This window comes from Rothia sp. HMSC061E04, assembly GCF_001813685.1.
GTDB classification, from domain to species: domain Bacteria; phylum Actinomycetota; class Actinomycetes; order Actinomycetales; family Micrococcaceae; genus Rothia; species Rothia mucilaginosa.
In genome coordinates this window covers 210,550-236,019 of the sequence record NZ_KV813705.1, presented here as the reverse complement: position 1 = coordinate 236,019, position 25,470 = coordinate 210,550, and the positions used below count along the sequence as shown (strand labels likewise).

Below are 25,470 nucleotides of genomic sequence, written 5' to 3'. Positions count from 1 at the left end.
CTAAATACCCTGTGAAGCAATCACCCGCTGAAGCTTCCGCCACCCTTCCCGCCGCGACCTAGACCCGCGGCGGGAAGGGGATGCACGACCCACCACACCATCCTCAAGGACCACAATGACCGAAACCCGACCCGCACGCACCGCAGCCCGCTACGGTGCCGTCGTGGCTCTCGCCGGCGCGCTCATCACCCCCGGAGCAGCACTGACCGGCACCACCATTGCTTACGCGGATTCCAACCTGCCGATTGGTATCGCCTCGGACCCAGTGGCGACCCCGTCAGCCTCGGCTACCCCTAGTGCTGCTCCCTCTGATGAGCCGAGCAAGACCGCTGAACCTACCCCGTCCGCGTCGTCGAGTATTGAGCCGACTAAGTCTGCCAGCTCCAAGACAGCGAACCCTGTGAAGGCACGTGTCACCATCTCCACCGAAAAATGGCGCGAAGGCAAGATTGTGGTGCGCGGTGAAGGCTTCGTGAGTAACGCCCCCGACCGCGGCGCCATATTTGCGGTCAAGTTCCTGGATGCCCTCCCCGATGATGCACACCAGGCCATTAACCCCCTGACCAAGAAGGGCGGCAACTCGCCCGCGAACTTCATCGCAATCGCCAATGAAGACGGCACCTTTGAGGTTGAGGTTCCCCTGCCCACCACCGAAAACACCGGTCTGAGCGCTGAAGTTTTGGCTAAGGCAGGCTGGGCTACCGAAAATTCCGAGCACAACGTGCAGATCCTCTCTGGTTCCTTGGGTGGAGCAGATAAGCAGGATAAAAACTACGACCGTGGTGTGTCTATTCGACAGAAGATTAAGCTCAGCGACAAGGCTCCGGAGTACGCCCCCGGTGACGCACCCGAGCCGGTCAACGCCTCCGAACTGACCGACGGTCATGGCGTGCAGGTGAACCGTGACGGCTCCATCGTGACTGTGACCGTGCCGAACGCTGAACCGGGTACCTGGGTGTACGCCGCGACCTACCTCGGAAACTCACCGCAGACCCTCTACGGCTCCGGCTGGAAGCGCCTGGATGGCAACCGCAGCTTCAGTTACGAAACCAGCGTGAGCATGCCCGCCGCCACTTACCGTGTGGTCGTGCACAACGGCAATCAGGGCGCTGAAAATGCGGTGCTTGGCTTTGCTGACATAACTGTTGAGCGTGTCGTGGCACCCCGCGAGGATGTATCCAATGATGACCAGGACTCCTACGAGGTGGAGCCGTCACTCGCCACAGTTGTTACTCCCGCCGAACCTATTGTGAAGCGAGTGCAGGCTAAGGCGAAGGAAGTAGCTCCCCAAAGCGCTGCCTCGACGCCCGAGGCTAAGGCGAGTGCTAAGGCCATCAGCTCGCCTTCTGCTTCTGCCTCGCCACGTTCGAATGCAAGTGCTACCTCCAGCCCTACGGCTCTGACTGCGCAGGGGCCAACCATTGAAGGTACTGAGCTAACCGGTATGACCAAGTGGCTAGTCAATAACGCCAACAACCTGCTGCTTTCGGCAGCTGGCTTGGTGATTCTGGCTACGGCTCTGGTGCTGCGTACCTCCAAGAAGTAAATTTTCTGACTGCACACTCACACCGGCACCGGCTCACCCCCCCCCTGAAGAAGGGGTGCGTAAACCGGGTGCCCCTCCGACTACTTGGGTTCAGATATACAGCGTCGTTCCGTTGTTTCTGCTACGGACCGGAATATCCAGAGATGAACCTGGCAAAGATTTGAAAGGACCACCATGCGTGCACCTTTTTCGGGAGCCCCGAAGGCATCCCTGACCTCTAAAGCACTGACCGCCTGCGCCGCCGCAACCCTGGCACTGGGCCTGGGTGTTGGCACCGCATCCGCCCTGCCTCCGGGTGGCGCGAAAGCTTCCACGCCCGGCACTTCTTCTACTGTTTCGTCGTCGGTGAATGAGCACGGCGTGATTTCCTTTACCTTAAGCGGTTTCCCCGCGAACACCGTGGTGTCGGTGAAGGTTGATGATGGCGACCTGTGCCCGTCTGACGCGGCTCAGGGTGCTTGCGTGGTGCACCAGCAGAAGAGCGATGGTAACGGTAACGTTTCTGGCTCTTTTGCTCTGCCGGATGTTGGCGCTGGCACCCACACTCTGCGTTTCCTTGCAACTGGTGAGAAGCGCGATAAGGACGGCAAGTACCTGGGTACCGAGGCATACACGAACCGTAGCCCCGAGTTCACCGTGGTGGGCGAGAACGGTTCTGAATCTTCTAACTCTTCCTCTCGTCGTTCGGGTTCTGATGATTCCGCAAACTCTCAGAGTGACGAGTCGAATGCTGAGGCTGAGACCGTGTACACCGACGCTGACGGCAACACCATCACCAAGGAGGAGTACGACCGCCTGAACGCGGCAGCTGACTCTTCCGGTACCTCCGGCACCTCCGCATCTTCCGCCGCTCCGGCTACTTCGGCTTCTGCAAATGCCCAGAAGAAGGCGACCGCTTCGGCGAGCGCATCTTCTTCGGCTGTTGCGCGCGGTACTGCGTCGAACCCGAGCGCTTCGGCTTCGGGCGCGGCTAACACCGCATCCACCGTTCAGACCGTGACTTACGGTGCTGCGTTCCCGTGGATTGGCGTGGTGGTTCTGGGCGTAAGCATTGTGGGCGCTGCTGCGCTGCTGCTGACCCGTAAGCGCTAAGACTTAACGTCGGATGCGGGTGGGGGAGTACCCGCCCGCTCCGGCGTTTCTCTCATTATTTACCGGTGTGCCGGGTGCCCCTCGCGTGGTGTGGGTGCGCCGGGGGCGCCTCCCCGTTTTCTTGTATCGAGCATAAGGAGCATAGTGGCCCGCACGAGCTCATTGTCCCGAGGTGTTCAGCAGGAGAGTACGTCCCGTCAGGGGTCTGTGATTCAGGGGCAGAAGTTGGGTAAGCGCCTGGCTTTTCTGTTCTTGTTTGCGGTGCTTTTGGCGGGTGCTGTGGCTGCTTCTTTGCTGTTCGGATCGAATAATCTTCCGCCGGATGAGGTTCTGGCTGTTTTCAATGGCACTGCTTCTGAGCAGGCGCAGACGATTGTGATGGAGCAGCGTATTCCGCGTACCCTGGTGGGTCTTGCGGCTGGTGCCGCGTTGGCTGTTGCCGGTTCGCTGATGCAGTCGCTGACCCGTAACCCGTTGGCTGAGCCCGGCCTGATGGGTGTGAATGCCGGTGCTGCGGTGGCTGTGATTGCTTCCGTGGTGGTTTTCGGCGTGATGGGTATTTGGCAGTACATGATTGCTGCGACCATTGGTGGCGCGTTGGCTGCGGTGCTGGTGTACACGCTGGGTCGTGGCCGTGATGGCTCGATTGTGAAGCTTGCGTTGGCGGGTGTGGCAATTTCTGCGGCGCTGTCGGCGATTGCACAGGGCCTGATTTTGGCTGATCAGGATGCGTATAACGAGTTCCGTGTGTGGGTTGCCGGTTCGCTGGAGGGCCGCGGTATGGATATCGCGTCGACGGTGGGCCCGGTGATTGTGCTGGGTGTGCTGGTGGCGTTCTTTGTGGCTCCCGCGATTAATGCTCTGAGCATGGGCGAGGAGGCGGCGACCAGCCTCGGCGTGAGTGTGCGTACGACCCAGAATTTGACGTTGCTGGCGGTGACGGTGCTTGCCGGTGCGGCGACTGCTGCGGTGGGTCCGATTGGTTTTGTGGGTTTGGCGGTGCCTTTTGTGGTGCGTGCTCTGCTCGGTAATGATGTGCGCTGGGTGAATTATGGTTCGGCGCTGTTGGGTCCGGTGTGGCTGCTGTGTGCTGACGTGTTGGCGCGTGTGCTGGTGGCTCCGCAGGAGACTCAGGTGGGTATTGTGGCGACTCTTGCCGGTGCCCCGGTGTTCTTGTTCTTGATGACTCGTCGTAAGGTGGAGGCTCTCTAATGTCGAATTCTTCCGCTGTTTCGACTGCAACCGCCTCCGTGAACCGTTCTGAGCGTCGTCGCGGCCGTGATTTGGGCGGCCGCCCGGTGCTGACGGTGCGCGGCCCTGTGAGTGCTCAGGTGCCGTGGCGTGTGCTGATCCTGAATGTGGCGTTGGTGGTGCTGATTGCGGCGCTGGCGTTTTGGGGCATGTTGCAGGGTGATTATAAGCTCGCCCCGGAGAAGGTCATTCCGGCGTTGATGGGTGAGGGTAAGCAGATTGCTGTGACTTTCGCTCAGCAGCGTGCGGCGCGTATTGTGGCGGCGCTTCTGGTGGGTGCGGCGCTTGGTCTGTCGGGTGCGATTTTCCAGGTGATTTCGGGTAATGCCCTGGGTTCGCCGGATATTATCGGCTTCACGAATGGTGCCGCGACCGGTGCGCTGTTGCAGATTATTGTCTTCAATTCCGGTCCCGTTGAGGTTGCTCTGGGCGCTGTGGTTGGTGGCTTGGCGACTTCGGTGCTGGTGTGGCTGTTGACGCGCCGCACGGGCCTGCATGGCTTCCGTCTGGTGCTGGTCGGTATTGGTGTGGGTTCGACCCTGGCGGCGTTCAATGCGTTGCTGGTGGTGCGTGCTTCGCTGACTCAGGCGCAGACCGCGGCGTCCTGGCTTGCCGGTTCGCTCAATGACATCACGTGGGAGCGCACCTACGCGCTGATGGGTCTGTTGCTCGTGGTGACTCCGCTGCTGCTGATGCTGGTCCGCCCGCTGGGCGCGATTCGTTTTGGTGACCAGGTGGCATCCGGTTTGGGTGTGAGCGTGAATGCGTACCGTGTGGCGGCTCTGTTTATCGGTGTGCTTCTGGTTTCGCTGGCGACCGCGACGACCGGCCCGATTGCCTTTGTCGCCCTGGCGGCACCGCACATCGCGAAGACCCTGTCTCGTAGTGGCGGGGTGGGCTTCACCTCCGCGGCACTTATGGGTGCGCTCATGGTGCTCGGCTCTGACCTGATTGGCCGATTCGCTGTTCCCGGACGCATCATTCAGGTGGGTGTGGTGACCGGCGCGATTGGCGGCCTGTACCTGATTTACCTGATTTACCTCGAAAGGAAGAAGAGCTAGTGAACACTAGTGTGACGACCCGCCTTGAAGGCGAGAACATGGTGGTTGCCTACGGTGAGCATACGGTGCTCAACGGGGTAGATTTTCAGGTGCCGGAGGGGGAGCTGACCGTTATCTTGGGCCCGAACGCCTGCGGTAAGTCGACCACCCTGAAGGCTCTTGCCCGCGTGAACCCGCTCAAGCAGGGTGAGGTTCGCCTGGACGGCACCCCGCTGCCGCAGATGAAGTCCCGCGCCATCGCCAAGATCCTGGCGATGCTGCCGCAGACCCCGGAGGCGCCTAGCGGCGTGACCGTGGCAGATGTGGTGGCGCGCGGCCGCTACCCGCACCAGTCGCTGCTGCGTTCCTGGTCTGATGAGGACGAGCGCGCCTGCGTGGAGGCGATGCAGGCGGCGAACGTGCTGGAACTTGCGGAACGCCCCATTGAGGCGCTGTCCGGCGGTCAGCGTCAGCGCGTGTGGATTGCCATGACCCTGGCGCAGCAGACCCCGCTGATTCTGCTCGATGAGCCGACCACCTACCTGGACATCACGCACCAGATCGAGGTGCTGAACCTGACGAAGAAATTGCATTCCGAAGGGCGAACGGTAGCCGTGGTGTTGCATGACCTGAACCTTGCTTTCAGGTATGCTACTCATGTTGTGTTAATGAAGCAGGGCCGGATTATCGCTCAGGGCGATCCGCGTGCGATAATTACACCGGAACTTATCCAGGAAGTTTTTGACCTGCAATCGGTTATTATTCCTGATCCATGCACTGGCACCCCTTTGGTTATTCCGAAGGAGAACCAAACAATTCATATTGCCGCTGACGCTATTTCGGCGGCCCGCGAAAGCGAATAGTTTTCGCCCCTAAGCCGCGTGGGAGTTAGCGCCAACCGTCTCAGTACGGGTGGAAAAGCTCGGCATTGCGCCGAGTAGCGAACGTTAGGATCTGAGGGACCCAGGATCCCCTGCGCGTAGGGCGCCTACCCGGTGCTCGCCCGTCTTTGACGCATGAACGGCTCCGAGCACTGGGTAGGTTCCATTTTGGGAACCCGTAGATGAGGCACCGAGACTGCCGCATGAGACCTTCACTGTTTGAAGGTTTGATGCACGGTCTCGGTGCCTCATCTCTTTTAACTTCTGGGCTGGGCTGGTCTTAGGTGGGGCTGGGCTGGGTTGGTCTTAGGTGGGGTTGTGGCGGCTTGCGCTTGGGTTTTAGGAGCCCGCGCTCGCTGTCATGAATGTCATGTTGTGGTTCTTTCGCTTTTCCCTTTGGCTGGAGTTTGGGTAAGGGATACCATAGAGTGAGGTAGTAGAGGCTAACTAACGATAATGCGCCTCCTCACCGATTCTCACCGATTGAGTGTTTCCACAGACCAAGGAGGAACCGTTGGGCGAGCACGAACCCACCGCGACCGTTCCCGCGCAGAGTATTTCTGCACAGAATACTTCTGCCCAGAACACTTCTGAACAGGCTACTTCGGCGCAGCCGCGTACCGTTGCGCCGACCGTGCGCCCGGCCCCTCCCAAGATCCCGCGCCCCGTACCGGCACCGCGCGTGGACAGTCCCCTCATCAGCGCCCTCATCGCCGAGGCGGTCAGCCCCGAAGAGCTGAACGCCCGCATCGTTGAGATCGTCTCCGAAGGCACCCCCATTATCGAGCCGGTGCACCGCGAAGACGGCAGCATCAGTGAGAACGAGCGCATCGTTACCTTCCTGTACCACAACGAGCAGGCGGAGCAGGTGCTCATGTTCATCAACCGCCTGACCGATGAGAAGAACCTCGACCGTTCCCTCATGGCCCGCATCGAGGGCACTGGCTGGTGGCAGCTGAGCATACAGATGGAAACCACCTGGCGTGCCTCCTACAACTTCTTGCCGGCGCTGCCCGGCGAGCGCCCCGCCTGGCTGGGCGATGACGACCAGGTGCGCCTGCGTGCCGCCCTGGACTCCGGTGAGGGTGACCCGCTGAACCCCGAGACCGTGTGCAACCGCATCGGTCGTTGCATGGGTGTGGTGCAGCTTGAGTACGCGCCGGTGCAGGAGTTCATCCTGACTCAGGAAGAGATTGACGCGCTGCCCGCCCCCGAGTGGATGCAGACCTCTGACGGTCACCAGTACGTGCTCGGCCGTGTGGGTGACCCCGCCCCGGATGCGCCGCTGTTTATCCAGTTCGACGGTGAGATGTGGTTCAGCCAGGGCATGGAGCAGACCCTCAACCGCGCCTACGAGGCGGGCCGTATTCCGGCGATGCACGTGTTCTTCCTGCACTCTGGCGGTCGTGAGCACCGCTGGAAGGAACTGAACGGTGACAACCCGATTGCCGACTACCTAGTGGAGATTGCGTTCCCGCACCTGGAGGTGGTGCACGGCATTAAGACCGCGCCGCAGAACATTGTGATTAACGGTCAGTCGCTGGGCGGGCTGTCCTCCCTGCTGGCGGTGCTGAGCCGCCCGGAGGCGTTTGGCGGCGCGATCGCACAGTCTTCGTCGCTGTGGCAGCCGCAGGTCATGGACCGCCTGGACGAGCTGGAGGCGGCTGGCGAGATTGACCGTCTGCGCCACCTGTACCTTGAGATTGAGGTGGGGGAGCAGGAGTGGGTTCTGGTGCCTCCTCACCGCGAGCTGAAGGCACGTCTGGAAAAGCTTGGCCTGGAGAGAGCACGTTGCACGACCTTCAACGGCGGTCACGATTATGCATGCTGGCGCGGTGCGATTGTGCCGGCCCTGGAACGTATTATTGCAGCCAGCCGGGAGATTGAACGCACTGAGCGGGGCTCTGCGGAGGACCTGCAAGAGGTCGTCTAGGGATCCTGTACGGGTAGAGCATGCCCCGCATGGTGGGCGTGCGGGGTTTCCGTTAGGGTAAACACCGCCGCGCCCGTATCCTAGAGAGGTACAGCCTCAGAGAAGCACAACACTACCGCGCCGCGAGGGGTACCGAAGGGTACCCGGCGTAGGTTGCGCACCCGCCCTCATTGACGAGATGGCATCACGCTGCGAACGCACGCAGCACGTGAGCGCTATAGAAACCGCAAACGACACAGAAATCGAGAGAAGATGACCGTAGAACGTAGCCCCCTGGCCCCCACGCCGCTCATCCCCGAGTCTTTTGCCGCGAAGTACCGAGAAGCCGGCTACTGGATCGACCAGACTATCCCCGAGTTCCTGCTGGATGCATGCCGCGCGAAGCCGCACTTCCCTGCGCTGGTGGCGCTCTCGCACGCGCAGCTCGATGAGGATGGCAAGCCCCAGCAGATTCGCCTCTCCTACGGTGAGCTGGAGGCGGCAGGTCGTGCCGCTGCGGCGCGCCTCGTTCAGGCTGGCGTGCAGCCCGGTGACCGTGTGCTGCTGCAGCTGGGTAACACCGCCGAGTACCTGGTGTACCTGCTGGGTATTTTCTGGGCGGCTGCGCTGCCGGTGTTCTGCCTGCCGCAGCACCGCACCACCGAGCTCGTGCACTTTGCGACCCGCACCGACGCTGCGGCGCACGTGTTCTCTTCGGTGACCCCCGGCGCAGATTTCACCGCCCTGCACGAGGACGTTGCCGCCGAGCTGCGCAAGAACTCCCTGGAGCCGCCGGTTGCTATTGACGTTGCGGAGTCGCTGACCCCGCTGACCGAAGAGGAGCTCGCTGAAGAGTTCGTGCCCGGTGTCATTCAGAACACCGAGAACCTGCGTGCGAGCGAGCAGGTGGCGTTCCTGCAGCTCTCCGGCGGTACGACCGGCATTTCGAAGCTGATTCCTCGCACCCACGCCGCCTACCTGTACTCGGTGCGCGGCTCGGTCGATATCTGCAAGCTGAACAACAACACGACCATGCTCGTAGTGCTGCCCGCCGCGCACAACTTCACGATGAGCTCGCCCGGTATTCTGGGCGTCATGTGCGCCTCCGGCAAGCTGGTGTTTGCAGCGGATCCGTCCCCGCAGACTGCGTTCCACCTCATTGAGATGGAGGGTGTGACCACCTCCGCGCTGGTGCCGCCGCTGGCTCAGGCGTGGGTCGCCTCCGCGGAGAAGCGCGGCGTGTCCCTGCCGTCCCTGCAGAACCTGCAGGTGGGCGGTTCGAAGCTAGCCCCGGCGGTTGCAGGCAAGATTGAGTCGGTGCTCGGCTGCACCGTTCAGCAGGTGTTCGGCATGGCTGAGGGTCTGGTGAACTACACCCGCTCGACCGACCCGATTGAGCTGCGCCTGAGGACTCAGGGTTACCCGATTAGCCCCGACGATGAAATCCTGATTGTTGATGATCAGGACCAGCCGGTTAAGCGCGGCGAGAGCGGCCACCTGCTTACCCGCGGCCCCTACACGATTCGCGGCTACTACCTGGAGGAGAACGCGAACCGCTACGGCTTCACCGAGGACGGCTTCTACCGCACCGGCGACATTGTGCGACTGGTCGCAGGCAAGTACCTTGAGGTGACCGGACGCGCGAAGGACCAGATTAACCGCAACGGCGAGAAGATCGCCGTGGACGAAATCGAAGAGCTGGCGCTGACCCACCCCGACGTTTTTGACGCCGTGGTTCTGGGTATCCCGGACGAGACTGTGGGCGAGCGCGTGGGCCTGGTCATTGTGCCGCAAGAAGGCGTCGACCTGGGCGAAAACCCGCGCCGCACGATGCACGAGTTCTTCACCTCGAAGAAGCTCGCCGACTTCAAGATCCCGGAGCGCGTGCAGGTTCTGCAGGAGCTGCCCACCACGAACGTGGGTAAGATTTCTCGCCGCGAGCTGCGCGCCAAGCTTGCCGAAATTTTCGGCTAAACCCTTTGAGCTGATCATTTTCGGCTAAACCGTACGCCCTTATTCCTACCCCTATTGAGGAGAAAAATGTCCGCATTTGAGACCCTGCGCCCCATCATGGAGAAGTACATCGTCGAGCCCGACTCCCTGCAGACCGCTTTTGACGAGCCGACCACCGACCTGTTCTCCCTGGGCATGGATTCTATGGGCGCATTCGCCCTGCTCGACGACCTTGCCGCTGAGGGCGCCGTGATTGAGTTTACCGAGCTGGTGGAGAACCCGACCGTGGAGTTCATCGCTTCCCGCCTGGGCTAAGCGTTACCGCACCCCGAGTGCCCGCCTGCCGCGAATGCAGACGGGCGCCCGGGGTGTTTGCTACTCGCCTCGTTTTTCTGTGCGCCGGTTTTACGCCGTGTTGTGTAGCTGTGTTTGCCCTTGTCTGCGCACTTCTGCCAGCGTGAAGCGGCGGGGCAGTAGCCTACCTTTCACACCTACCTTTAACATACCGCATATCATCCCTAATCCAGACCCCTAATCCAGACCTTTGAGAGGCCACCATGGGCGTAGCTGATACTACCGCACCCGCTAGCTTCGGGACTGCTTCCGACCTTCGCACCGCCGCGACCCCCTCCGCACAGCACAGCGCTGACAGCCCCTGGCTGCCGCTGACCACTAACGCGCGCGGCATCTATTTTGCCGCCGCGATTGACCCGAAGAACCCCTGCTACAACACCGCGGAGGTTCTGCAATGCCCCGCGGACACCGACCTCGCTCTGCTGCGTGAGGCTTTTGAACAGCTCTACCGCGAGAACGAGGGCTTCCGCGTGCGCACCCGCATTGCCGATGGTGCCGCCTCCCAGCAGATTCTGCCGCTTGAGGCGTTCCTCGCGGGCATTGACCTGCTCGTGGATGAGGGCGAGCTGGATGATGGCGAACTGGAGGAGCGCGAGCTGAGCGGCACCGCAGAGGCGGGGGAGGAGAACACCTCTGACCTGCCTGACTCTGATTTGCCCGCGCCGGTAAGCGCCTGGGCACAGCGCCTACTCACCCAGCCCCTCGCCACCGATGAGGGCGTGACCGTGCGCAGCGCAGTGGCGCGTTACGGCGGGTTCCTCTGGGTGTACCATTCCTTCTCCCATGTGGTTGCCGACGGGTTCGCCGCGTTCAACGGCCTCTCCCGCGTGGCGGCGATATACCGCGCCCTATCCGCCGGTCAGCCGGTTCCGGCAACCCGCCGCTTGAGCCTGCAGCAGCTGCTCGACGCCGACGATGCCGCCTCTACCGCCCGTGACGAAGACGTCGCCTTCTGGGAAGCGAGCGGCGCCCTGGAACAGGAAGACACCTCCCAGGCGGGTCGTACCGCCTCCCCGTCGGCGCAGTCTGTGCGCCTGGCGTTCAGCATTGATGTGCCCACCCAGCAGGCCCTGCTGGATGCGGCAAAGCAGCACGCCGTCTCCTGGCCCGTGCTGGCGACCGCCGCCGTCGGCTCGTACCTGGCGCGTGTGGGCGGCTACCCGCAGGCTTCGTTCGGTGTGCCGCAGATGAACCGCATGTTCGCCCGCACCCTGCCGGAGGCGACCCGCGCCCTGGGTACGGCGAGCGCGCAGACCGGCTGTACCGCGGTGAACGTGCTGCCAGTGCAGGTTGCGGCGACCGGCCCCATCGCGGAGTCCCTGCACTCGGTGAAGGAACAGTACGCCCGCAACGCAGAGCATCCGCTGGCTCGTCAAGAAGACCTCGAGCGTACCGCGCGTAACGCCCAGTCCAGGCTGTTTGGCGCGCAGATTAACGTGGTGCCCTTTGACGCGGTGCTGCCGCTGGCGGCGCCCTCTAAGGACGAGTCCGGAACCGTACAACCGGTGCCGACTGCGCGCATCCACAATATCTCTGCCGGTCCCGTTGCTGACGCGACCTTCACCCTGCGCGGTATGCCCGGCCGCGGCAACAGCATCTCCTGCGAGATTGACATGAACCCGGCGCTCTACACCGCTGAGGAGCTGGAACGTCACGCCGCCCGCCTGAGCGAGTGGCTACCCGCATACGCGGCGGAGGCGCAGCGTGAGGGTGCTTCCCTGAACAACCTCGGCTTGGCGACCGAGGCGGAGCTTGCGACCCTGCGCAAGCTGACCGCCCCGGCGCTTACCGACCACCCGATGGAGTACAAGACCCTGCTGGGCCGCTTCCGTGACGCGGTGGCGGCGCATCCGCAGGCGCTCGCCGTGCTGGATTCTGCCCCCGCGCCCGGTGAGGTGCTCACCCCCGAGTCGGAGCACGCCTACGCTTTTGACCGCGCCCTCACCTACGCCGAACTGGACGAGCGCGCCCGCGCGCTTGCCGCGCAGCTGCTGGACTGGGGCGTTCGCTCTTCCGACGCGGTGGGTCTGCGTGTGCACCGCGGCGCCGAGCAGTACGTGACGCTGTACGCCCTGCTGTACGCTGGCGCCACCTACGTTCCGGTGCTTCCGGATCTGCCCGCCGAGCGTGTGGGCGTGATGATGGAGGACGCCGAATGTTCCCTACTGCTGCACGGCCCCGGTCTGCATCCGCTGAGCGCGGAAGAGCTGAACCCGCAGGAGCCTGCGCGTCACGCAAACCTGCCCCAGCACATCCTACCGCAGCTGAGCATCGAGGAACCTGTACAGGCACCCGCCGCCGAGGAGCTTCCGGGCGTCAAAACCGGCCTGGACGAGGACGCTTACGTGCTCTTCACCTCCGGCTCCACGGGCAGGCCTAAGGGCGTTGCCATCAGCCACCGCGCGATTGATAACCGCCTGCGCTGGCAGCAGCACCAGATTCCGGTGGGGGAGGGCGACCGCGTTCTGCACAAGACCCCCATCTCCTTTGACGTGCACGTGTGGGAGCTGTACTGGCCTCTCGCTGAGCGTGCCGCCGTGGTCATTGCCGCCCCGGAGGGGCACCGTGACCCCGCCTACCTGGCGCGCGTGATTGCCGAGCAGTCCGTCACGGCGGTGCACTTTGTGCCGACCATGCTGTCGGCGCTGACCTCTTCGCCGGCGGCACGCCGCATCCTGGCTGATGCTGGCTTCGGCCAGGATCGAGAGCAGCCCCTGCGCTATGTGGTCTGCTCGGGTGAGGCTCTGCAGAAGGACCAGGTGCAGGCTGCGGGCGAGGTTCTGGGCGTGTACCCGCTGAACCTGTACGGCCCGACCGAGGCGGCGGTGGACGTGACCTTCTGGGAGACCTCCACCGACCCGCAGCGCGAGAGCGTGCCCATTGGCGAGCCGGTCTGGAACACCGGCACCCTGATTCTTGACCCGACCGGCCACCCCGTGCCGGTGGGCGTGACGGGTGAACTGCACCTGTCGGGTGTGCAGCTGGCGCGCGGCTACAAGAACAACCCGCAGGGAACCGCGGCGGCTTTCGTGGAGCAGGCTCCTGCCGGTGCGCTCGCGCTGCTGAACGGTGAGAGTCAGCGCCTGTACCGTACGGGCGATTTGGCGTGCTGGGAAATTCTTCCCGATGGTCGCGCCGTCATTGGTTACCGCGGCCGCACGGATTATCAGATTAAGGTGCGTGGTCAGCGCCTGGAGCTGGGCGATATTGAGATGGCTCTTGCCGCGGTTGAGGGCGTGAGTGCTTCGGTGGCTCTGCTGTACCGCGGCCTGCGTGAGCCTGCCCTGGCGGCTGTGCTGGAGGTCGGCGACGTGCCCGCTGAGCGTGCCGAGCAGCTGGTGGAGGCGGCACGCGAGCATTGTGCGCAGGTTCTGCCGGACTACATGGTTCCTACCCTGTGGCATACCCTGCCTGCTCTGCCGGTGAGCCCCTCCGGTAAGGCGGATCGCAAGCTGTTGGCGTCCCTGGACCTGACCCCTCAGACTTCTGATGCTGAGGGCCCGCACGGTCTGCTGGAGCAGCAGCTGTGCTCGATTATTGCCGGTGTGCTGGGTCGTGAACGTTTCGGCGTGGATGAGGATTTCTTTGCCTCGGGCGGTCATTCGTTGGCGGCTCTTGAGGTGATTGCCGCGGTTGAGGAGCAGCTGGGCCTGAGCGTGAGCATTGGTGCGCTGTTTGCGCATCCGACCGTGCAGGCTTTGGCGGCGTCCATTGCGGGTGAGCGTGGCGAGGGTGCGGAGTTCGCGCCGGTTCTGCCGCTGCGTGAGCACATTTTGACTCAGCGCGAACACGTTGTGACTCAGCGTGAGCAGCCCGTTGTCCCCGATACTACCGAGGCCCCCGCGCCGCTGTTTATCCTGCCGCCTGCGGGTGGTTTGGGCTGGTGCTATGCGGGGTACCTCTCGCATCTTCCGGCTCAGCAGGGTGTGTATGCTGTGCAGGCTGAGGCGTTCTCTGACCCGAATGCCGGGTTTGCGTCGAGCCTGCAGGAGCTGGCTGAGGGCTACCTGAAGCTGATTGAGAAGACCCTGGCGGAGCGTTCGCTGCCGCGTCGTTTTGCGTTGATGGGCTGGTCTGTGGGCGGTACTGCCGCGGTGCAGGTGGCGGCCCTGGCGCAGGCTGCGGGTGCGCGGGTTGAGCGCGTCATCCTGTTGGATGCGTATCCTTCGGAGCAGTGGCAGGGCGTGCCTGCGCCGGATGAGCAGGAGAGCTTCCGTGCGCTGTTACGTATGGGCGGTTTGCCGGAGCCTGCCGCTGATGAGCGGCTTGATTTGCCGGGTACGTTGGAGCGTTTGCAGCGGGCGGGTTCGGCGATGGGTTACCTACCGGAGGAGAAGTTGGGCGTGTGCTTGGGTAGTATGCGTGCTTCGGCGGCGTTGATGCGTGGTGCTGAGCAGGCGTTCTTTGATGGTGATGTGTTGCTGGTGGGTGTGCCGCATGAGGATCAGCCGTATTTGGATGCGGAGGGTTGGTCGGCGCATGCGTCGTCGTTCCGTTCGGTGCTGCTGGAGGGTACGCACCCTGACCTGGTGAATCCGACGCGTCTGGCGGAGGTGACCGGCCACTTCGCCGATTAGCCCTCTCTATTTGTCGAGTAATTAATAAATAGAAGGTCCCCGATTGATGATTCATCAATCGGGGACATTATATTTATTGGTTTTTGAGAACCCACTCTTTATATCGGAGATAAACTTCTGATAGCTGCCGTCGCTGTTCTTCTAGTTTTGTTTCATTATCTCGAATGAGCGGTTTTTGATATGAGGCTACGAGGTTGGCAAGACCTTGAGCCATTCCTGTATCTTTACTGCATTGTGCTTCAATGACGCTGAGTCGAATTTCTTCTTCCGATGCAGGGGCATTATTATCACCGCTAGCGCGGGTTGCATTTGATAGTTCTTTTGTACCCCATTCTTCGTCGCCTTTTCGTGGCGTTAGACCTTTATCCGATAGGCATTTCCACCATGCTTCACGGTATTTTTTCCATTCGGGATGATTCATGGCAGCTGCATAGGATTCGCCGTGGATTCGACGATAGGCTTCTCTGAGGCCACTTTGCTCTTCGAGGCTGATGCCGGCAATCTCTTTCAACGTGGCTAAGATTTCAGGCATGCACTGTTCCATGATTTTTGTGTCATATCCCCCGGATGATGGTGCATTCCCGAATCGCTTGTAGTGTCCATATTTGGCGGCGTATTCGGGGTTCCAGAGGCCAAACTCGCGACCGGATGAAACGAATTTCCTGTCTTCTACATCCGGGATATATATTTCGTAGGATTGGCCGTGTTTTGCGAAACAGCGCTGCCTGAGAATTTCCAAGGCTCGACCGTAATACTGGGAATTTTCATCGAAAATGTCATTGTATTCTTCGAGTGGAGTAATGATTCGGTTGTTTTTATAGTCTAGAGTTGCTTGGGCCGTTTCATCACGTTCTAGTTGCGGGCCTGTAGAACAGGATGTGCAGGCTAGCGTGAATGCAAACGTTATAGCCATTGCGGGCTGAAAGAATTTCTTGAGGTTCATGATTCTCCCTCCGTAATTGGATAAAGAATATGTGACAGTAAAGAAAGCGGGGCTGTATTTTGCTGATTGTTGCAAAGCATATGACCCGGTGAATATGGGTGTCGAGAGAATCTGGAATCTATGTGAATCCCAGAGCGATAAGCAGAATCTCGGGGGAGTGCCTGCTAGCTTGGGAGTGCACCCATAGCGAAAGGCCAAGACGCTATGGCAGACCATGCACAAGGGTGTTTCTGCAGCGTCGTTACTGCTGGGAGAGTATTCTAGAGCTTCATCATGAACCCCTATGAGTTATGGAGGGCAAATACTCATAGATGAGTGAGCCGTGCCCCCTGCTGGTCGGGCACCCTAAAATATCCACCGATACTATGGCGAATATCATAGTTGAAGGGTGGTTAAAGCCTACCACCGGCTAGACGCACCAGGCAATCAAAACTCCGGTCACGTCTGATTTATTACGTAAGAAACGCATAGTCAACGAGCATATCGACAGGAATCAGCTCGGGTATCCTGCACCCCTTCACAGTTAAAACACGAATGCCCCCGGTTGATGAATCACCAGCCGGGGGCATCGTTTAGCGTCTAACGCAGAGCCGAGGTTCTACCGCTAAATGCTTAGTGCTGCTCCAGCTCGGAGTTAGCGTTCACGTTCAGCAGGTCGTACTTAGCGAATGCCTTCGCGGGAACGTCTGCTGCAACCTCGCCGCGCTTTGCCAGCATCTGCAGGGTACGGACAACAACCGACTCTGCATCGATGTGGAAGAAGCGACGTGCACCCGGGCGGGTGTCTGCGAAGCCGAAGCCGTCAGCACCCAGGGTTGCGAAGTCGTTCGGAACGAACTGGCGGATCTGGTCGGGAACCTCCGAAGCGAAGTCGGTGGTCGCGACGATCGGGCCAGCAGCGCCAGCCAGCTTCTGGGTCACGTAAGGAACGCGAGCGGGCTGGTTCGGGTTCAGCAGAGCCTCTTCCTCAGCGGCAATGCCGTCGCGGCGCAGCTCGGTCCACGAGGTGACAGACCAGACGTCTGCGGAGACGCCCCAGTCCTCAGCCAGCAGCTGCTGAGCCTTCTCAGCCCACGGAACAGCAACGCCGGATGCCAGCAGCTGTGCCTTGGGGCCGGAGGTCAGCGGGGACTCGCTGATCTTGTGGATACCCTTGATGATGCCCTCAACGTCAACGTTTGCCGGCTCAGCAGGCTGGTGAATCGGCTCGTTGTACACGGTCAGGTAGTACATGACGTTGTGGTCTTCGTCCTTGGTGCCGTACATCTGCTCGATACCGCGCTCCACGATGTGAGCAATCTCGTAGCCGTATGCCGGATCGTAGATCTTGAACGCCGGGTTCGTGGACGCCAGAATCGGGGAGTGACCGTCAGCGTGCTGCAGACCCTCACCGGACAGGGTGGTACGACCTGCGGTTGCACCGATGACGAAGCCGCGGCACAGCTGGTCGGCAGCAGCCCAGAAGGAGTCGCCGGTGCGCTGGAAGCCGAACATCGAGTAGAAGATGTAAATCGGAATCATCGGCTCGCCGTGGGTGTCGTAGGACGAACCCAGAGCGATGAATGCAGCGGTTGCGCCTGCCTCGTTAATACCCACGTGAACAATCTGGCCCTCGGGGGACTCGGTGTAGGTGAGCATGAGCTGGTGGTCAACGGGCACGTAGTTCTGGCCGTTGGGGTTGTACAGCTTAGCCGAGGGGAAGAAGGAGTCCATACCGAAGGTACGTGCCTCATCGGGGGTGATGGGAGCGATACGGTGACCGAAGCCCTTCACGCGCATGAGGTCCTTCATCAGGCGGACGAACGCCATGGTGGTAGCAGTGGTCTGCTTGCCGGAGCCCTTCTTGGTCTGTGCGTAGACCTTGGACTCGGGCAGGATAATCTCAGGCTGGGTGTTTGCGCGGCCGGGGATGTAACCGCCGAGTTCCTTACGGCGTGCGTGCATGTACTGCAGTGCCGGGTGGTTTGCCTCGGGCAGGTAGTACGGCGGGTTGTACAGATCCTTCTCCAGCTCCTCGTCGGAGATGGGAATGTTCAGGTGGTCACGGAAGCCCTTCAGTGCTTCCATGGTGAACTTCTTGATCTGGTGGGTGGAGTTACGTGCCTCGAAGAACGGGCCGAGCTCCGCACCCTTAATGGACTGTGCCAGGATGACGGTGGGCTTGCCCTTGGTCTCCATAGCTTCCTTGAAGGCTGCATAGAGCTTCTTGTCGTCGTGGCCACCCAGGCGCAGGTTGAAGATCTGCTCGTCGGTCAGGTCTGCAACCAGTTCCTTGGTCTCAGGGTACTTGCCGAAGAAGTGCTCGCGGATGTAGCCGCCGTCTTCACCGCGGAAGGTCTGGTAGTCACCGTCGAGGGTTTCGTTCATCAGCTGGATGAGCTTGCCGCTCTTGTCCTTCTTGAGCAGCTCGTCGTAGTCGGAGCCCCACAGGACCTTGATGACGTGCCAGCCTGCGCCGCGGAAGAATGCCTCGAGCTCCTGAACAATCTTGCCGTTACCGCGAACGGGACCGTCCAGACGCTGCAGGTTGCAGTTGACGACGAAGGTCAGGTTGTCCAGGTGCTCGTTTGCAGCCAGCTGCAGTGCACCACGCGACTCGGGCTCGTCCATTTCGCCGTCGCCCAGGAATGCCCAGACGTGCTGCTCGGAGGTGTCCTTGATCTTGTGGTTGTGCAGGTACTTGTTGAAGGATGCCTGGTGGATTGCGTTCAGGGGGCCCAGACCCATGGAAACGGTCGGGAACTGCCAGAACTCGGGCATGCAGCGGGGGTGCGGGTACGAAGGAATACCGTCTACGCCCTTGGTCTTCTCCTGACGGAAGCCGTCCATCTGGTCTTCGCTCAGGACGCCCTCAACGAATGCGCGGGAGTAGACACCGGGGGAGGAGTGACCCTGGAAGAAGACCTGGTCACCGCCACCGGGGTGGTTACGGCCGCGGAAGAAGTGGTTCTGGCCCATTTCGTAGATGTCAGCCACACCTGCGAAGGTGGAGATGTGACCGCCAACGCCGATGCCCTTCTTCTGGGCACGCTGAACCATAATTGCTGCGTTCCAACGGATCCATGCGCGGTACTGGCGCTCGAGTTCCTCATCGCCGGGGTACTCGGGCTGCTGGTCTGCGGGGATGGTGTTGATGTAGTCGGTCTTGACCAGAGTGGGGACCTTTACGCCCTTCTCGCCAGCCTCCTTGAGCAGCGCGCGAAGGATGTACTCTGCACGCTCGGTGCCGTGAGTCTTGATAAGGTCCTCGAGGGACTCAGCCCATTCCTGGGTCTCTTCTACGTCGATGTCCTTCAGGCCATCAAGAAGGGTGCTCAGGGAGTGCTCGTTCGGTACGTTAGCCAAACTAATCCAACCTCTCTTCTGTGCGGTTGTGAGATCGCCCGCCCCGCGATGTTGCGTTGTCGAACAATCTTTGTGTTTAAGCGCTATAGGTCTGTAAGACCCACATCGCTTCTTATCTCTACTATCTTAGACCTAAAGGTGCCTCTCTTGGTCTCAAATGAGGGTTTTTGTGATGTGGGTTTCGCATTGTGACTATCTGGGTGGGAAATATGTGCATCAAAAGTACTAGTTAGAGTTTTTTTGCACCTAAATGGCGCGGAATGACGGGGTTGGCGGAATGGCGCGGAATGAAGGGGTATGACCTGCCTAAAAGGTAATGGTCCAACATGACTTGTTGTGGCTTAGTGTGGGGTGCGGTGGGAAAATGAAAAAAATATTGAGACATATAACACATGTTATGGATTTGCATGTCGCACCAGAAGTCCGTATAGTTTTTTCTTGTGTTCGCCACTGGAACGAAAACGAAACAGTGAGAACTACGGGTCTTTAGCTCAGCTGGTAGAGCGCCACGTTTACACCGTGGATGTCATCGGTTCGATCCCGGTAGGACCCACCGATTACCCCGGTACCGCAAGGTGCCGGGGTTTTGTTTACCCAGTTTTCTTTACCCACTACCCGCCGCGAGGGAGCCCGGCGGGAAGCTCACGAAGATAATCCAGCCGGAACTGTGATTCCTCCAAGCATAAAACTGCAGTCCACCTATATATAGCCTGCCCTAAGCGCGTATCCTTATATACATGACTGAAAACAAGAAGGCACAGATTGGTGTCACCGGCCTTGCTGTCATGGGCGCAAACCTCGCCCGCAACCTGGCACGTAACGGCTACACCGTGGCACTGCACAACCGTTCCGTAGAGAAGACCGACGCACTGCTGGCTGAGCACGGCGCAGACGGCGACTTCATCCGTACCGAGTCCCTGCAGGAACTCGTTGACTCCCTCGAGTCTCCCCGCCGCATCCTGATTATGGTCAAGGCGGGCGCACCCGTCGACGCTGTTATCGAGCAGCTCACCCCCATGCTCGATGAGGGCGACATCATTATTGACGGCGGTAACTCCCACTTCCCCGACACCATCCGTCGCGAGCACGCCCTGGCTGAAAAGGGCCTGCACTTCGTGGGCGTTGGCGTCTCCGGCGGCGAAGAGGGCGCTCTCTGGGGCCCCTCCATGATGCCCGGCGGCTCCGCAGAGTCCTACAAGCACCTGGGCCCCATGCTCGAGAAGATTGCAGCGAAGGCACCCCAGGACGGTGCACCCTGCTGCGCATGGATTTCCACCGACGGTGCGGGCCACTTCGTGAAGATGGTCCACAACGGTATCGAGTACGCCGATATGCAGGTTATCGGCGAGGCATACGACATTCTCCGCTCCGTGGCAGGCATTGAGCCCGCCGAGCAGGCAGAGATCTTCAAGACCTGGAACAAGACCGACCTGAGCTCCTACCTGATCGAAATCACCGCAGAGGTGCTCGCACAGGTAGACGCAAAGACCGGCAAGCCCCTGGTCGACGTTATCGTTGACGCAGCGGGTCAGAAGGGTACCGGCCTGTGGACCGCTAAGGCTGGCCTGGACCTTGGTTCCCCCGTCTCCGCTATCGCAGAGTCCGTGTTCGCACGCGCCCTCTCCTCCTCCGAGCGTGAGCAGCGCGAGCAGGCACAGCGCGAACTGCCCGCAGGTCTGATCGCAACCACCGGCATCGGTGCAGGCGACCCCGAGTTCGTTGAGGATGTGCGCCGCGCACTCTTCGCATCCAAGCTCGTTGCGTACGCACAGGGCATGGACCTGCTCACCCGCGCAGGCAAGGAATACGGTTGGGACCTGAAGCTGGACACCATCGCATCGCTGTGGCGTGCAGGCTGCATCATCCGCGCCGAGCTGCTGGGCGACATCATGGCTGCCTACGCAGGCGAAGCACCCGCGAACATGCTGCTGGCACCCGCCTTCAAGAACCTCATGGAGGAGCTCGTTCCTTCCTGGCGTCGCGTGGTGGCTAAGGCAACCGCACTGGGCATCCCCGTGCCGGTGTTCGCATCCGCACTGTCCTACTACGACGGCCTGCGCCGCGACCGCCTGCCCGCATCCCTGATTCAGGGTCAGCGTGACTTCTTCGGTGCACACACTTACGGTCGTATTGACGAAGAGGGTGCCTTCCACACCATGTGGAGCGGCGACCGTTCCGAGGTGAACGCAGCGGATATTCACGTTCACTAAGCTCACGTAGCTGAATACGTCAAAGCCCGCCTTCGGCTGGATGAGAATCCGGTCGAAGGCGGGCTTTCGTTATGTCTTGATGGGGTGCCCCGAGATGCCTCAGAGGTATCTCAGGGGTATCTTGAGGGGGCATAGCAGGGGGAGAAGGCCAGAGCAGAGCCTAGAAGCCTAGTGAGGAGCCGTCAGATGCACCTCTACCGCCTCAAAACGATTGCCAAGCCTAAATCCACATGGCGGGGTCAATATACTCCACAGCGTCCACCAGCGGCTTCTTCTTCTCCGGGGTACGCGGGCGGTGCTTCGCCGGAATGCCGGTAATAATCGAATCCGCCGGATGATCGTTGACGACCACAGCGTTCGCGCCAATAGCGCTATCGGCACCAATAACCACCGGACCCAGCACCTTAGCACCTGCGCCAATGGTCACACGGTCACCAATGGTGGGGTGACGCTTCACCTTCTCCAGGGAGCGACCGCCCAGGGTCACGCCGTGGTACAGCATCACGTCGTCACCAACCTCAGCGGTCTCACCAATGACAATGCCCATGCCATGATCAATGAAGAAACGGCGGCCAATGGTCGCGCCGGGGTGAATCTCCACACCGGTCAGAAAACGAGCAAACTGCGAAAGAGTACGAGCCAGAGCCTTCGTCTCATCCTTCTGCCAAAGCTTATGGGTCAGACGGTGAACCCAAATGGCGTGCATACCCGAATAGTTCAGCGCAATCTCGACAGCGCCGCGCGCAGCAGGATCGTGCTGGCGGACGTTCTCAATATCTTCACGCAGACGCGCAATAAAACTCATGGGTTCCCTTTCCTTCATCGGTCGTGCTGTGTGTATGCGACCTTTCCAAAGGTACCAACAACGGGGCCCTTTCGGCTATTCCCACCGCAATCAGCAACATGATGGACGCACCCGCCCGTATCACTACTCAACCGCGGCGGATGCACGTGGGACGGCAGAAAAGAACAGCCCGGGACCCACAGGGGAGCGGTGGAACAGTTCAGCTCCTCGCCGTACAGTTCGCAGAGTCTCTAATTTCGCAGGGGGCATAGAAACGCCCCGCCTGCCGTGTATGCAACCGGCAGACGGGGCGTAGCGCTATAAACCTGACGCCTCCCGATAACGGCGGGGGCTCAGAAGCTCAATTAGCCGCGGATATCCTCGTACAGAGCGGTAGAGATGTAACGCTCACCGAAGTCGGGAACGATAGCCACAATCAGCTTGTCCTTGTTCTCAGACTTCTTAGCCTCCTCCAGAGCAGCCCACACAGCCGCACCGGAAGAAATACCGCCCAGAATACCTTCCTGGGTAGCCAGCAGGCGGGAGGTGCGCATAGCGTCCTCAGCGCTGACCGGAGTCACCGAATCGTAGATGCCGCGGTTCAGGGTGTCGGGAACAAAGTTAGCGCCCAGGCCCTGAATCTTGTGGGGGCCAACGCGACCCTCGGAGAGCAGCGGGGAGTCCTTCGGCTCAACCGCAACAACCTTCACGTTCGGGTTCTGCTCCTTCAGGTACTTACCGGTACCGGAGATGGTACCGCCGGTGCCAATACCCGCCACGAAAATGTCGACCTTACCGTCGGTTGCTTCCCAAATCTCGGGGCCGGTGGTGTTGTAGTGAATGGTGGGGTTCGCCTCGTTGGAGAACTGAGACGCCAGGATAGCGTTCTCGGTGGTCGCAACGATTTCCTTAGCCTTCTCCACAGCGCCGCGCATACCCTCGGTACCGGGGGTCAGCACAATCTGAGCACCGTAAGCGCGCAGCAGCACGCGACGCTCAGCAGACATGGTCTCCGGCATGGTCAGGATGACGCGGTAACCGCGAGCAGCACCCACCATAGCCAGCGCAATACCGGTGTTGCCGGAAGTACCCTCAACAATGGTGCCGCCGGGCTTCAGCGCACCCGACTTCTCAGCAGCGTCAATGATGGCGCGACCGATACGGTCCTTGACCGAACCTGCGGGATTGTAGAACTCAAGCTTGACCGCTACGTTACCGGGAAGGCCCTCGTCCAGTCGGTTCAGCTTAACCAGGGGGGTCTGGCCGGTTGCTTCAACAATGCTGTTGAGAATCTTTGCCATGGGGTGCTCCTTCATGAGCTTGGGGGGAGGCCAGCCGCGACGGGGTCTCCGCAATGAATAATCGGTTACGTGGCAACTCTACTACGCACAGGACGCGGGGGTAAGCCTGCTGTCACAGTTCGTAATAATGCCAGAGAAAAACCTCAAGGAACGAGGTTCAGAAAGAGGGTACAGAAAAGCGCCGCACAAACCCTTTCTCGACAAAGGACGATGAATGTGCGGCGCTCTCTAGAAACATTATGTAGCCCAAAAGACAACCTCTGTATATAAGAGTAGTGATGAACTCCGTTCACCGCAAGCTGGAGCCACAAATTTTATTGCCATCAATGGAAAAACAGTAAAAAACTGCATCCTGAGATGGAAAAGACGCAAAAGCGGGGGAGAAAACCAGTCTCAGAGGACTAGTTGATGTCCATGTGAAGGTCCCACTTGTTGTTCAGGTAGCGGCCAACAGCCTCACCGAACATCTTCACCTGACGCTTATCAGCCGCCACGGTCTGCTCCTTGCCGTCCTTGAACAGCTTCTCACCCAGGTCCACGTTCAGAGTCACGGTCCAGTTGTACGCACCCTGCGCCAGAACCGGCTGCTTGGTGCCAATGGTCAAAGTAGCGGTCGGGTTCACGTACCAGGTCTTCTTCTCATCAATACCTGCCTTGGTGGAGTCCGCGTACTTCTTCATCGCCGCCAGGGTCTCCTGGTCGGTGCTGACCTCGTTCATGTAGTGCATATCGCCGGTACGCAGCAGGTACTCAAATGCCGCACCGAAGTACGCCAGAGCCGCCGCAAAGCCAGCCACCGAGTTCTGGTGCATAGCCTCCGGAACAATCGGGGACGGTACGTTCTGCGGAGGGTGCTCAGCGTTACCCGGCTGGTACTCGCCGTGATCCTCCATCTTCTCCAGCTTCGCTACGCCGCTGTAATCCTTATTGTCGTTAGGCAGCGGAGAGTTCGTCGCAGTAGCCGAAGCCGACGCAGAAGCGGACGAGGAAGCAGACGCCGATGCAGAAGTAGAGGACGAGGCGGTAGCAGACTCAGAAGCTGCAGTAGAAGCGCTCTCAGAGCCAGAAGCGGAAGCAGACGCCTCAGAAGTAGCCTTAGAGCCACAAGCCGCCAGCAAAGCCATGGAGCTGACGCCCAGTACACCCAGCGCCGCGCGGCGGGTCAGGTTCTCGGACATAGTGATACCTTTCAGTCAGTCGGTGATTGCAACCAGTTTAGCCGCAAACCCAACAGGATACAGAGTCGAGTGGACGAAGCGTGAGAAGCGCCTCACAGATAAAAGCGTTATGACGAACTATGACGCCGCGGAGGTAGCGGACGCCTCAGCAGAAGCGGCGGCAGAAGAGGGCGCAGAAGCCGAACCAGATGCTGTCGCGCTCGCGGAGGAAACACCGCCCTGAACAGTGGCACCGTACGCCATGCTCAGCTCCCACATCTTAGAATCAGCGTGGTAGCGGCCGCGGAAATCACACTCCTGAACCGTCACCTGAGAAGCCGGACCCGCTGCAGTAGCAGAAGCACTCGGGGACGCCGCATCAGACACCAGCGCATCCTCAGAAGGCTCAGTAGGCTCAGCAGAAGCGCTCGCGGAGGCGACCACCGGCTGGATCTTGCCCTCAGCCACCGCCTCCGCACCGAAGTCCAGAGTGTACTTGCCCTTAAACAGTAGATTGCCATCACTCATAATGGACGGCTGAGCGCTTGCCAGAGCATAGGAAGCCGACGGATTCACATACCAGGAACCCTTCTCCACACCCGCAAGAATAGAAGCCGACAGAGCATCCACCTCCGAGCGAGTCTTCGACGACAGCTGAATACCGGTCGAGAACGCATCCGTGCTACCGGTCTTCACCAGATAATCCATAGCCGCCGCAAAATAAGCAATCGCCTCATGAAAACCCGTCACCGTATTCGCCGACAGAGCATCAGTCACCTTCGGCTTCGGAGCATTACGCGGCGGATGATCCACCGTGCCCTGCTCATAATTCACCGCACTCTCATAGTGGGTGTACTCCACCAGACCCGAATAGTTCTGACCATCATCGCTGTACCCGTTCGGGTTAGCACTCGACTTCGAACCGTTCAGGCTACCACCCTGAGAACCCGACTGCTGGCTAGATCCGCCCGAACCGCAAGCGCTCAACAGCGCCGCAGAACCGGCAACAGCAGAAACGCCCACACCCAGGCGCAACAGGGAGCGGCGAGAGAAAGAAGACTGAGAAAAAGAAGACATAAGAGAAAAACCTTGAATCCAGGAAAGCTCGTTACTACCAGAGTAAA

16 protein-coding genes and 1 tRNA gene are annotated in these 25,470 nt (G+C 60.4%); 11 read left to right on the top strand and 6 right to left on the bottom strand.

The genetic code is table 11. The features are described 5' to 3' along the window. Positions 1 to 115 precede the first annotated feature (115 nt). The 9 genes from HMPREF2927_RS06775 (at position 116) to HMPREF2927_RS06735 (ending at position 14,606) form a co-directional block, all read left to right on the top strand. Positions 116 to 1,546, top strand: a complete 1,431-nt coding sequence (locus HMPREF2927_RS06775; RefSeq protein WP_070686634.1) for a hypothetical protein — start codon at positions 116 to 118, stop codon at positions 1,544 to 1,546. A 174-nt stretch (positions 1,547 to 1,720) separates the two neighbouring features. Then, entirely contained in the window at positions 1,721 to 2,638 is a 918-nt protein-coding gene (locus HMPREF2927_RS06770; RefSeq protein ID WP_070686632.1) for a plasmid partitioning protein, read from the top strand. Positions 2,639 to 2,782: 144 nt separating this feature from the next. Beyond that, positions 2,783 to 3,850 carry a FecCD family ABC transporter permease gene (locus HMPREF2927_RS06765; RefSeq protein WP_083303488.1) on the top strand — a complete coding sequence of 356 codons (1,068 nt, stop codon included), beginning with the start codon at positions 2,783 to 2,785 and terminating at the stop codon, positions 3,848 to 3,850. Continuing rightward, positions 3,850 to 4,950, top strand: a complete 1,101-nt coding sequence (locus tag HMPREF2927_RS06760; RefSeq protein WP_070686630.1) for a FecCD family ABC transporter permease — start codon at positions 3,850 to 3,852, stop codon at positions 4,948 to 4,950. The genes HMPREF2927_RS06765 and HMPREF2927_RS06760 overlap by 1 nt, the downstream gene beginning before the upstream one ends. Then, positions 4,950 to 5,792: an ABC transporter ATP-binding protein gene (locus HMPREF2927_RS06755; RefSeq protein ID WP_049327746.1), complete on the top strand. Its 843-nt coding sequence runs from the start codon at positions 4,950 to 4,952 to the stop codon at positions 5,790 to 5,792. Before HMPREF2927_RS06760 ends, HMPREF2927_RS06755 begins: the two co-directional genes overlap by 1 nt. A gap of 532 nt (positions 5,793 to 6,324) precedes the next feature. Continuing rightward, positions 6,325 to 7,743: an enterochelin esterase domain-containing protein gene (locus HMPREF2927_RS06750; protein ID WP_070686628.1), complete on the top strand. Its 1,419-nt coding sequence runs from the start codon at positions 6,325 to 6,327 to the stop codon at positions 7,741 to 7,743. A gap of 252 nt (positions 7,744 to 7,995) precedes the next feature. After that, entirely contained in the window at positions 7,996 to 9,696 is a 1,701-nt protein-coding gene (locus HMPREF2927_RS06745; RefSeq protein WP_070686627.1) for a (2,3-dihydroxybenzoyl)adenylate synthase, read from the top strand. A 66-nt stretch (positions 9,697 to 9,762) separates the two neighbouring features. Then, positions 9,763 to 9,990, top strand: coding sequence for a phosphopantetheine-binding protein (locus HMPREF2927_RS06740; protein ID WP_005507422.1), 228 nt, complete (start codon positions 9,763 to 9,765; stop codon positions 9,988 to 9,990). Between the two features lie 242 nt (positions 9,991 to 10,232). Continuing rightward, entirely contained in the window at positions 10,233 to 14,606 is a 4,374-nt protein-coding gene (locus tag HMPREF2927_RS06735; protein WP_210399827.1) for a non-ribosomal peptide synthetase, read from the top strand. A gap of 73 nt (positions 14,607 to 14,679) precedes the next feature. Here the strand turns inward: HMPREF2927_RS06735 and HMPREF2927_RS06730 are convergent, their stop codons facing one another. Then, positions 14,680 to 15,549, bottom strand: a complete 870-nt coding sequence (locus HMPREF2927_RS06730) for a hypothetical protein (RefSeq protein ID WP_070686626.1) — start codon at positions 15,547 to 15,549, stop codon at positions 14,680 to 14,682. Positions 15,550 to 16,161: 612 nt separating this feature from the next. Beyond that, positions 16,162 to 18,894, bottom strand: a complete 2,733-nt coding sequence (gene aceE / locus HMPREF2927_RS06725; RefSeq protein ID WP_070686624.1) for a pyruvate dehydrogenase (acetyl-transferring), homodimeric type — start codon at positions 18,892 to 18,894, stop codon at positions 16,162 to 16,164. Positions 18,895 to 19,374: 480 nt separating this feature from the next. On the opposite strand from aceE, the gene HMPREF2927_RS06720 reads away from it, so the two are divergent. Beyond that, positions 19,375 to 19,447 (top strand) — tRNA-Val (locus HMPREF2927_RS06720). 184 nt (positions 19,448 to 19,631) lie between these two features. Continuing rightward, positions 19,632 to 21,104, top strand: a complete 1,473-nt coding sequence (gene gndA, locus HMPREF2927_RS06715; protein ID WP_070686623.1) for an NADP-dependent phosphogluconate dehydrogenase — start codon at positions 19,632 to 19,634, stop codon at positions 21,102 to 21,104. A gap of 220 nt (positions 21,105 to 21,324) precedes the next feature. On the opposite strand, the gene epsC is transcribed toward gndA, so the two are convergent. The 4 genes from epsC to HMPREF2927_RS06695 form a co-directional block, all read right to left on the bottom strand. Next, positions 21,325 to 21,909: a serine O-acetyltransferase EpsC gene (gene epsC, locus HMPREF2927_RS06710; protein ID WP_005507433.1), complete on the bottom strand. Its 585-nt coding sequence runs from the start codon at positions 21,907 to 21,909 to the stop codon at positions 21,325 to 21,327. Between the two features lie 344 nt (positions 21,910 to 22,253). Continuing rightward, positions 22,254 to 23,189, bottom strand: coding sequence for a cysteine synthase A (cysK, locus tag HMPREF2927_RS06705; protein WP_070686621.1), 936 nt, complete (start codon positions 23,187 to 23,189; stop codon positions 22,254 to 22,256). A gap of 401 nt (positions 23,190 to 23,590) precedes the next feature. Further along, positions 23,591 to 24,367, bottom strand: coding sequence for a DUF6318 family protein (locus HMPREF2927_RS06700; protein WP_070686619.1), 777 nt, complete (start codon positions 24,365 to 24,367; stop codon positions 23,591 to 23,593). 117 nt (positions 24,368 to 24,484) lie between these two features. Further along, positions 24,485 to 25,423 carry a DUF6318 family protein gene (locus tag HMPREF2927_RS06695; RefSeq protein WP_070686618.1) on the bottom strand — a complete coding sequence of 313 codons (939 nt, stop codon included), beginning with the start codon at positions 25,421 to 25,423 and terminating at the stop codon, positions 24,485 to 24,487. Between the last annotated feature and the right edge of the window lie 47 nt (positions 25,424 to 25,470).